We start from the raw sequence: 10430 nt of genomic DNA on the forward strand, positions 1-10430 counted from the left end.
TACCATTTTTCCATCACGAAATTACTGGCATTTAATTTACCACCTTTTTTATTTTCCCATAAAAGATTCCCCACGTTCGTATGTAGGTTATTGGTCTACAATACAACCTTATCCAAAGCTTCCTTCACCCTATCATGGTTAAAAGGCTTCACGATAAAATCACTTGCTCCTGATTTAATCGCATCTACTACCATACCTTGTTGCCCCATGGCTGAACACATAATAATCTTCACTTCTTGATTTTCACGTTTTATTTCTTTTAAAGCGTCAATGCCATTCATTTCCGGCATAGTAATATCCATTGTAATAATATCTGGTTTTAATTCTTTACTTTGTTGCATTGCCTCTAAGCCATTCGTTGCTTCTCCAACGACTTCGTGACCTAATTGAGATAAAATATCCTTTAACTGCATACGCATAAATGCCGCGTCATCAGTAATTAATATTTTTGCCATGATGATCCCTCCAGTCATCAAATACACATCACATATATTTCTGTTATGAATCTAGTAGTAAATAAATATCTAAGTCCACCATATTTTCAAATGAAGTAGATATTTTTAGTGCTTGTTGATAGCCTGATATTGTAGTTTTCCCACTCATTACTGTTGGGGAGGTAATATTAATATCAATGCCATTATTTGCTATATTCGTAGATAAACATCCAGCAATCATATTTCCAAGTTCTCCACTAAAGGAAGTAAGCATTTCTCCTTCTAATGGCATGCCAAACATGGCTTGGCCAATTTCAGCAAAAAGATCCGCACTTCCCGAAACAACCAATTTACCATTCACGTCACCTACAATTCCAATTAAAACACCATAGGATATTTGAAATTCTCCATTGATTTTTTCAGGTTTATTAGGATGATGATGGATAGGAATAACTAGTTTTAGTGATAGTATCGTTCCGTTTAGTAGTGTAGTGATTGCATTTACTTTTTCCTTCGTTATCATCATATTCAATCTTTTAGTCCTCGTTTCAATAATGTTATGCAAGTGGTTTACGAGTAGCGCATTATAATTTAAAGCGACGGATTAATTTATTTAATTCCTCCGCAAGTTTAGCTAGTTCATCTGAGCTTTGTGCCACTTCTTCCATGGAACTATTTGTTTGTTGTGTCGCTGCGGAAGTTTGCTCTACTGCTGCAGATGACTCTTCAGATATAGAGGCAATTTCCATAACGGATGCATTCATCTCTTGGGTATTTGCTAATATATCAGCTAAATTTTCCGATACGATATGAATATTTGCAGCCATACCGCCTAAAGTATCACTAATTCTTGTAAACGTCTCACTTGTCTCTTTAATTTGATTAGAGCCTTGTTCCACTTCTTTATAGCCTTCTTCTAAAGAGTTTGATACATTTGATGATTCATTCTGTATGTTGGACACAATAGACGTGATATCTGATACGGATAGCGAGACTTGCTCTGCTAGTTTTCTAACCTCATCGGCTACTACTGCAAAACCTCTGCCATGTTCACCCGCTCTCGCTGCCTCAATTGCAGCATTAAGCGCCAGTAAATTTGTCTGTTCCGAAATATCCTTGATAACCGAAACTAGCTTCGTAATTTCCTTCGCATGTGTATCCAATCCTTCTACTTTTCTAACTGCATCATGTACAATTTGATTTACTTTGGCCATTTGTTCAGTAGACATATTCATTAACTTCGTGCCTTCACTTGTCATCTGCATCACTTCATGTGAATACTTACTTACTCGCTCGCCATTTGTACTAGCATCTTGTACTTTTGTCGTAAATGACCCCATTACAGCAGACAAATCACTAGCATTACTAGCTTGCGATTCTGATCCTGTTGCCAATTCCTGCATAGTCGTGGCAATTTGATTAGAACCCGCTTTTACTTCATCCGTAGTTTGCGTTAATTCCTCACTATGACCACTCACTGTTTCCGATACGGCATTTATTTCATTTAATAATTCTCTAATATTATTGTTCATTTCATTCGTTGATACGATAAGCTGGCCTGATTCGTCTTGTAGTTTTGTCTCTAATGGCTCATGGCTTAGGTCACCACTTGCTATCAACTTCATACGATTTGTTACCATTTTGATAGGTCTCGTAATGATATTGGAAGTTACAAATGCCGTTAGAATTGTAAGTATTATCACAAGGCTTATTACAATAGATGAGATAATTAAGCTTTTCTTTCCATTTTGTACAATACTTTCTCCGGACTCTTTGATTGCAACTTCTTTCTTATTTGCTAGTTCTTCATAACCAGACATAATTTGTCTAGCAAGTGAACTCTTCTTCTCAAGATTTTCTATAGCCAAATCTTTATTTCCCTTATCGTACTCGGCAAAAACATGATTAGTTACATACTCTCTCCATTCTTTCGTCTGCTTGATTAAATCTTCAAACTCATCAGTGACCCCAATTTTTCTAGCAATTGCTTCATATTGTTGTCCCTGTTCTGTATAGTGTTCAAATAACTCTTTAAAATTAGGTTTACCATATAGCACATACCCTCGAGCAGTTGCGATTCTTCCTGACATGGAAGCATCAAGCTGTTCATCAGCAATTAATAACTGTACCTGCTTATCCACCATTTCCTGCGTTTGTTTGTTAACTGACTGTACGGAAAAAAAGTTGTAGATCCCAAAAATAACGACAAACAAAATGATGATTGAAAAACCTAGTAACATTTTCTGCTTTATACTTTTTAGTTTTAACATTTCTTTGAAAGACTCCCTTGTTGTGATTTATATATATCTTTTCACTAACCGACTATAGGAAACAAAACCTGTGAATATGTTCACTTTTCCTCCTTAACTTTCAAGGTCTTTCTCCTCCATCGTATTACCAAAAAGAAAAACCAACTCAACATAAAATTTTGAGCTGGGGATTGGTATAATATGTATATGTACTCCTGAAATAAAACTACTAGTTGAATAGCACAAAAATATTTATAGGTATATATTACTATTTTATGCGAATTTTAAATTATGACTAGGACTATATTACTAGTTGATTAGAATATATTACGACAATCTTAGACATAATTCAATAAAAATGTCACTTTTTTTGTTGAAATCTCCAATTAATTTCCAAGGTTTATTTAAGTCTTTTATCTAGTTCTTAAATTAGGATTGTAAATATAAAAAATTCCCTTCAAGCACAAAAAAGACTAATCACCTCTTAAAACGAAGCAATTAGTCTCGTTCCCAGTAATTATCATATACCCTTCAATATCTTCTTATCACAGTACTTAATAACTGATCTTCATCCAGTTCTTTGTCTATTTCCTCCAATTGCAGGTTTACCTTTTCAAAATAAATTGTATGTGGAAATCTTGCACTAAAAATTTCACTTCCCCCCTAGTCATTTATCCCCTTGCATTCCTAGTGAAATGGATTAATCTATTACTAACAGGGGAAAGGAGAGAGTGCGTTGTATCGGAAAAAGCCTCATAAACATTCTCGGTCTACACGATCAACTTTTATTTTAATTGCTGGTCCAATCTTTCTATTCAGTTTGATAGGTGGGCATTTGGTTCCTATAGCGGTAATGGTTATCGTCGTTACGCTCATCATACAATCCAATAGAAAAAAATTCAGACTTGAAATAAAGAACCATATTCAGTCCTTGGAGCCAAGAGGACACAATTTAGGTCGTGCTAGCCACACCTTTATTCCCGCTTCACTCATGGCAAAGATTATGATATATCCTACTGCGGAGCGAATTTACCTCTTTATTTCCGATGATAAAATAGAAGTAAGTGGTAAAAGTTTTACACCACATGATTATGCATTCGAAGATATTGTTCAAGTGGAATACCTTATTAATGATAAAAGCATGACGAAAATTACCCGTCACACGAAACAGCTCGATGAATATGTACTGAAAGAAGAGTTAAGTAACAGAGTAAAAAGGTATGGTGTCATCCGTTCACTCGGATTGCGGATTCAATGTAAGGAGGAAACATTTGAAATTCCCTTTTATCAAGAAGCAAAGGGAAATGATAATATCCCCATATCAATGAAAGGATCTACGACGGAGCTTACTGATTATCTTACGGAAATAACGGAGTGCTTTCTTGTACTAGAGGAAATTGTCCACGGAATATATATGGAAAAACATTCGTTGATTCCGCTTCAAACCGAAAAGGATATTCGACCCGAGTTGGAAAAGGTTGTGGTTCCGCCTGTTAGCACAGATTCCATTTACATAGAGGAAAGTGTATCCCCTTCGCAATTAGCGGATCATCAAGACGTCATAGCCAAATTCAAACAAAAGCAAATGGTTGATGGGATAGCACGAGAACTGGCATTAGATAAAGAGAGAAAGCAAAATCCAGATAACTACCGTACAGAGGACTTAGAAAGTACGCATGTTTTTTCAGAGTTTATAACGCTGTCTGATAATACGGAAGCCACAATTCAAGAGGTAGAAGAAAAACTAACGGAGGCGAAGGAATTTGCGGACACTGCCACTCCAGTCACCGAAGCATCTTCACCTTCAGAAAGTGCATTTAGTAATTTTGAAAAGTTTTTAGAGGAAAATCGGCAGAAACAATTCCGCTCTAGATTGAAGGAGTGATGGGGAATGTGTTTGGGAGGAAAAAACTTATTTGAATTCCCCCATAACACTAGTGGGTACCATAGAGCTTAGGAGAAGAATGCATTCACAATCCTTAGCAACCGCTCCTGCTCTTCTATCCCCACATTTTCCGCCAATCTTGCCCCTGCTATAATCGGTGCCCAGTCAAATATTTCATCCTTCGTCAATCCACTTTTTTCGCAATAAAGCCGCACATACATGTCGGCAAGCTCTGTGGCGTGTTGCGTGTATAATAGATATGTACGATAAACATCGGCACGGATATCACCAATGCTAGCATCCACCCAATCGATAATTGTTATGTCATGTTGGGACATAATCAAATTATGAAGATGAAAGTCACCATGACATAGTCTATTTTCCACATTCATTGCGGCTATTTTCTCTATTAAAACTCCCTTTTTACTATCATCCAAATACGCTGCCGCTTCTATCTGACGTCTTAATTTTTCAGACATAGGTTCCATCCCATCCGCATTCACCGCATGAATCTTTCGCTGTATGTCCACGGAAATACGAAGGAAATACTCCGCTTGCGCAAAATCTTCCAATAGAAGTTCACCTATTGTCCTGCCTCTCACATACTCCATTATAATAACTTGTTTTCCGTCCATGTTTGTAACATCTATGACTCTAGGTACAGGAAGACCACAAGAATAAGCATATTTTTGCTTTTCTGCTTCATAGATTGCTTCCCCATCAGGCAAATGGTCTTTAAAAACTTTGAAAATCATCTTATCCTGACAATATATTTCAGCTGTGTTGCCTGCTGCGATTGGCCTTTCTAGCTTCATAATCGCTACCCCTTCTATGAAAATATTTACTTCACAATCCACCTTATAGCTTCCAGTAAGTTTTCTGCGATGAAGTCAGGCTCTACATTTTGCCATGTATAGCGGTATGCTGTTAGTGACGATTTCCCCCATCCGGTTAAAACGAGGATTTTCTTCGCCCCAACCACTTCTGCCGCCAGCATATCTGACCCAACATCCCCAATGACCACTGTTTTTGTTAAATCTAGCGAATGCTCTTCGGCGGCCTTTAATAAAAGACCTGGTTTTGGTTTATGACAATTACAATCTCCATCCATCCGGTGTGGACAAATATATGCATCCGCGAACCCATATCGTTTAAATTCGTTATAAAAATCATTCATCGTAGCTTGCCCCTTACTAATTCGATGTTGATTCGTAAAGCCGAATAAAGGAATATGATTTTCTTTTGCCAACTGAAAAGCAGATGAACTAAATGAGTAAGGTACGAAATCTTCGGGATGTATAAAGTGTCCTGTTCCCCCTATCGTTCCATCTCGGTCAACAAAGATCGCTTCTATATCCAACCGTTTCCCCCCATTCATTTTATCTTCAGAGCCTTACTTGTAGACAACTTTAAATCCCTCACATACAACGAGCATGTTCTCATCAAATTCTTGACCGATTGCTTTCCATTCATTCGCAAAAAACTCCTCATGCACGTCACGCCAATATTGCAACGAACGGTCCCCTTCACCTTCTAAATAAGCAAAGTCTGCAGAAACTTCATGAAACGGCACTATCTCTACTGAAGTTGTTTCAATAATTGCCACAGCTTTCCCATCCCCATTAAGAATAATATTATAAAGCCCAGGATATGGAACTTGCTCCCCTTGCAACTCAAACAACGCATAATTGGAGGCTGTTGCAGTTTTTATCCCTTCCAATACAAGCGCTGCCAGTTCATCCGCGCCTTCCTTTGAACTGCCAAACGCCCATACATCGAACTTTTCAAACTCCGGTGCGTTTGGGTTAACTTTTTTATATGCTTCCCACATTGCTACTACGGATTCATGATACATCTTGACACCAGCTTTCTTATTTCCCTAATTAATTGAATTATAACACAATAGACCTTAAAAAAATTAACATTACAAAGGAAATAATAAGCTATGCCACTACGCTTTAATAGATCACTATAAAATACATATATACTTTAAATATTTTAATGAAAATCATATCTTTCCTTTGCTATTTATATTAGAATGAAAACAGATTATCTTTTAGGAGTGATCATGTGGAAAGATATAAATTCGATTCGGCTCATAGTGAAAAGATTGTAGAAGCTATTGTAGAAGGTTATCGTGATTATATTAAACATCGACAGGATCGACATCAGAAGATGAAAATAAGTTCCGCATTTGCATGGACAAAAGGGAACTTTATTGAGAGTAAAATTGCAGAAGCGAGTAGAGAACTTAATTACTCCTATAAAATGGCAAAGGCTGGACTTACTTGGGATTACTTACAATTTAGTGAGGAAAACAAGAAAAAGCTTTTTTTATTAAAAAATGCGAATTACTTCAATGAAAATAGTTTTTCACATGCCGTTTTGCCCCATCATAATAGAAAGGGTAAAATTCGCTCTTATCTTCATGAACTATCAAAAATTAACCAAAATCTAGAGTTTCCAACTGACTATACTATTGACAAGACAAATGAACAAAATGAGCAACTTACATTTGAGTTTTATATTCCAGAAAGAAGAGTTAGAAACGACCTTAAGCAATTTCAATCATCATATAACGAGTTTCATATTATTACATACAAAATTGATAGCGTTTATCAAATATCAGAGGTTAGGCATTTTTTACCTAATCCAGGTAATAATATAGCTTATAGAGTTGAAAATCTTTCAAAATATATTTCTGGGGCAGAGTTAACTTCGGAAGAACGGGAAATTATCGCACCAGTATCAGACTTTGATGTAATCGATCCAGCAGCATTTGATATTGGTATCATCGAAGAAGAAAAAACTAACTAATATAGTAATTTATTATCATGAAAGGGGAGCGTTATGTTTAACGGTGAGAATTTAACTAACCTCCGTACGATGCACGGATATTCACGCAAACAGCTCTCTAGTATCCTTGGCGTTACAGAACAAGCCGTTTGGCAATACGAAAATAATTACACTTCACCAAAGATGAACATAATCAATCAACTAAAGGCTATTTTCAAAGTAAAAAGCACCTATTTTTATTCAAGTGATGTACTTAATCGTTATACATCATCAGAAAATATACCTATTACAAATATAGCTTATCGTTCAAAAGAGCGAAATGTGATTTCAAAAACGCAATCTGAAGCGAAGTATATGGCGTATTTAGATAGCTTCATTAACTACTTATCCTTGAAGATTAAATACCCTACTCAAAAAATCATGCTATTAAGAGATAAAGTCATTCACTATTTAAATACATCAAAGGAAGATAGAGAAACACAGATAGAAAAAGTAGCAAATTTAGCCAGGCAAGAATTGGGGCTTGATCATCACACGAATGACAATCTGATGTTTTTAGTAGAAAAAAGCGGTGTGTTTATTTCTGAAAAGGCAATTGGTAAGGAGATAGATGCATACAGTTTATGGACAAGACAGGAACGTCCTTTTATTATATTAGGTAATCTTAAGAAATCTGCAGTTAGGCGAAATTTTGATATCGCCCACGAACTCGGTCACCTATTACTTCATTATCGGGTTGAATTTACTAGTTTGGATAAAGATGAATATAAAAACATTGAAAAAGAAGCAAATTTATTTGCGGGAGCTTTTCTTTTACCAAAAGAGGAATTTTCACAAGATATACAATTGATTTCTCATTTAACTAATCCTGATGCATATCTAGATTTAAAGGAGAAATGGAAAACATCTTTACAAGTCTTAGGTTACCGTGCAGCTAGGTTGGAAATAATGAATGCAAAAAATCATCGTAATTATTATGCTGCTTTGCATCGCAAAGGCTATCTAAAAATGGAACCTTTAGATAATATAATCCCAATTCAAACGCCACAAAAAATAAAGTCCATCATTGACTTTGGCTCCAAACAGGGATTAATCAATATTCGACATATGATGGAACGGGATTGGCTGGCGGATGTTGTATTTTTTGAGAATTTGACTGGAATTGATGCAAGGTTTTTCAGTCATTATATAGAAAAACAACAAGATTTTGAGCTTGTTCATATGGTGGATGTAATATCAAACAACTCGATATAAAGTAAATTTCAATTGCAAGAATTAACCCCAATGAGAATTTTTAAAAAGCCTGGTAACGTTATTAGCGTACCAGGATTTTTTAATATAAAGTCATGCTTTATCAGCAGATAGTTCCACACTTTCGCTACCCTCTGCTGGATAAAATAATGGCATTCAATATAAACTCTTGGCATTCTCCGGTAATTTAAATGGATTTTCCTTGTTAATACGTTCATAAAACATAATACCATTTAAATGATCTATTTCATGTTGAACTACGATAGAAGGATATCCATTCAATTTTAATACTATCTCTTCGCCTAGTAAATTATACCCTTTCACTTTAATTCGCTCATATCTTGGAACAAATCCTCTTATCTCTCGATCAACCGAAAGGCATCCTTCACTTTGTGGCAAATAAATCATAGATACAGAATGACTAATTATTTTCGGATTAATTAAAGTGTATTCATGTTCTTTACCCTTCTCATCCGATAAATATGCTACAAACATACGCTTATTCAAACCAATCTGATTAGCTGATAAACCTACCCCTGCACGTAAGTTATATTTTTTTGCTAGATTGGGGTCCTGGCTATTTTTCAGAAAGTTCATCATGCAAATTAATGTTTCCTTGTCCTCTTCCGACGTCGGTACTCTTACTTCTTGTGTAACTTGGTTTAAAATTGGATTACCTTCTCTGACAATATCCTTCATTGTAATTATATAATTTGAATGGAATTTACTCATAAATAAACAATTCATCTACCTTTACTTTTAATATTTTTGATAATTTAAATGCTAGCTCCAAAGTAGGGTCATATTTATCATTTTCAATACAATTTATTGTTTGCCTAACTACACCACATCTTTTAGCAAGTTCTTCCTGTGTAATCCCTAATTTCTTTCTCATTGTTTTAATTTTATTTTTCATTAACATCACCTATGTCAAAGTAATTGGACATTTTTATTTTAACAAACCTGATATACATGTCAATAACTTTGGACATCATTTAATAACCTTTGGAGCTGCTTTCCATAAAATTATGAATGCATTAGAACTAATATTTAGATAGATTAATAAGATAAAGGTAGTCTAAAATAAAAGCCAATTAGGTGGTTTTAAAAAAACGCCAAAAGAAAAAGGCAAAACCTGATGTACACCCTAGGTGAAGCCTGAATTTGTATTCATTTAATCAAATAAGGTCGAAATAATAATGTAAAATATCGCTTCTCATACTTCCAAACCGTATAAGAAATTGGCATTAAAGTGTTATATTACATTTCAACAGGAGTGGAAGAAGCTGGAACATACCAATCATCACTTTTTTCTCTATGATGGGCCTTTAGTTTTCCTTCATACACTAATTTCAATTTAGGTACCTCTTGCAAATGATGCGGTGCAACAAGTGATAGTGGTTGCTTAAAGTCAACAATGTTACAGACCTTTAGTACCGATGCAACAAATTGAGAACAGAATAGCGCTTTATCTCTTTTTATTGGCCTTTTTATGATAAACCCGAATAAACCTATGAAATTGTAGCGGTATTCTTCCTTTTTCTCTTCGATTTCCTGTATATACCGTTTCATCTTTTGCATTTGAACTTCGGTTACTGTTAGAGAATAAATAGCACAATTTGCTTCTTTAAATAAACCTTGTTCCACATCTTCCTTTACAAATCCTCCATTAATTGGGTTTCCAGCTTTCTTTCTGCCAAAACTATATACCTCTGTGTATATGGTACTCTAAAATTGAACCACCATCGCACTTGAAAACTGAACCACTTCAGTAGAAAATATCCTTAGCAACTGTCGCTAAGGGGGAAGCTGGAG

General features: G+C 35.4%; 12 protein-coding genes. 3 read left to right on the forward strand and 9 right to left on the reverse strand.

The features are described 5' to 3' along the window. Positions 1–95 precede the first annotated feature (95 nt). The 3 genes from ACFFIS_RS15445 to ACFFIS_RS15455 are packed head-to-tail and all read right to left on the reverse strand — an operon-like array spanning position 96 to position 2704. Positions 96–455 (reverse strand): response regulator, encoded by a 360-nt coding sequence (locus tag ACFFIS_RS15445; RefSeq protein ID WP_390188252.1) that lies wholly within the window; start codon positions 453–455, stop codon positions 96–98. 43 nt (positions 456–498) lie between these two features. Continuing rightward, the gene (locus ACFFIS_RS15450) at positions 499–960 is read right to left on the reverse strand and encodes a chemotaxis protein CheX (protein WP_320381536.1); all 462 of its coding nucleotides are present in this window, start codon (positions 958–960) and stop codon (positions 499–501) included. A gap of 58 nt (positions 961–1018) precedes the next feature. Continuing rightward, on the reverse strand, positions 1019–2704 hold the full coding sequence (locus ACFFIS_RS15455; protein WP_320381040.1) for a methyl-accepting chemotaxis protein: 1686 nt from the start codon (positions 2702–2704) through the stop codon (positions 1019–1021). A 715-nt stretch (positions 2705–3419) separates the two neighbouring features. Here ACFFIS_RS15455 and ACFFIS_RS15460 point away from each other — a divergent pair. Next, on the forward strand, positions 3420–4568 hold the full coding sequence (locus ACFFIS_RS15460; protein WP_320381039.1) for a hypothetical protein: 1149 nt from the start codon (positions 3420–3422) through the stop codon (positions 4566–4568). A 68-nt stretch (positions 4569–4636) separates the two neighbouring features. Here the strand turns inward: ACFFIS_RS15460 and ACFFIS_RS15465 are convergent, their stop codons facing one another. The 3 genes from ACFFIS_RS15465 to ACFFIS_RS15475 are packed head-to-tail and all read right to left on the reverse strand — an operon-like array spanning position 4637 to position 6423. Further along, on the reverse strand, positions 4637–5383 hold the full coding sequence (locus tag ACFFIS_RS15465) for a phosphotransferase family protein (protein ID WP_390188255.1): 747 nt from the start codon (positions 5381–5383) through the stop codon (positions 4637–4639). 26 nt (positions 5384–5409) lie between these two features. Then, positions 5410–5928 carry an HAD-IIIA family hydrolase gene (locus tag ACFFIS_RS15470; protein ID WP_390188256.1) on the reverse strand — a complete coding sequence of 173 codons (519 nt, stop codon included), beginning with the start codon at positions 5926–5928 and terminating at the stop codon, positions 5410–5412. 33 nt (positions 5929–5961) lie between these two features. Beyond that, on the reverse strand, positions 5962–6423 hold the full coding sequence (locus ACFFIS_RS15475) for an ASCH domain-containing protein (RefSeq protein ID WP_320381037.1): 462 nt from the start codon (positions 6421–6423) through the stop codon (positions 5962–5964). Between the two features lie 215 nt (positions 6424–6638). Between ACFFIS_RS15475 and ACFFIS_RS15480 the strand changes: the two genes are divergently transcribed. Both ACFFIS_RS15480 and ACFFIS_RS15485 read left to right on the forward strand, forming a co-directional pair. Continuing rightward, on the forward strand, positions 6639–7385 hold the full coding sequence (locus ACFFIS_RS15480) for a spr1630 family ClpXP-sensitive toxin (protein ID WP_320381035.1): 747 nt from the start codon (positions 6639–6641) through the stop codon (positions 7383–7385). A gap of 33 nt (positions 7386–7418) precedes the next feature. Continuing rightward, on the forward strand, positions 7419–8618 hold the full coding sequence (locus tag ACFFIS_RS15485) for a spr1629 family repressor/antitoxin (protein ID WP_320381034.1): 1200 nt from the start codon (positions 7419–7421) through the stop codon (positions 8616–8618). Positions 8619–8771: 153 nt separating this feature from the next. Here ACFFIS_RS15485 and def read toward each other — a convergent pair whose 3' ends face one another. From def to ACFFIS_RS15500, 3 genes are all read right to left on the reverse strand, one after another. Next, entirely contained in the window at positions 8772–9347 is a 576-nt protein-coding gene (def, locus tag ACFFIS_RS15490) for a peptide deformylase (protein WP_320381033.1), read from the reverse strand. Beyond that, entirely contained in the window at positions 9340–9531 is a 192-nt protein-coding gene (locus ACFFIS_RS15495) for a helix-turn-helix transcriptional regulator (protein WP_320381032.1), read from the reverse strand. The genes def and ACFFIS_RS15495 overlap by 8 nt, the downstream gene beginning before the upstream one ends. A gap of 344 nt (positions 9532–9875) precedes the next feature. Further along, positions 9876–10262 carry a hypothetical protein gene (locus tag ACFFIS_RS15500; protein ID WP_320381031.1) on the reverse strand — a complete coding sequence of 129 codons (387 nt, stop codon included), beginning with the start codon at positions 10260–10262 and terminating at the stop codon, positions 9876–9878. Between the last annotated feature and the right edge of the window lie 168 nt (positions 10263–10430).

Origin of the sequence: Paracerasibacillus soli, assembly GCF_042432965.1 — a bacterium.
GTDB classification, from domain to species: Bacteria; Bacillota; Bacilli; order Bacillales; family Amphibacillaceae; genus Paracerasibacillus; species Paracerasibacillus soli.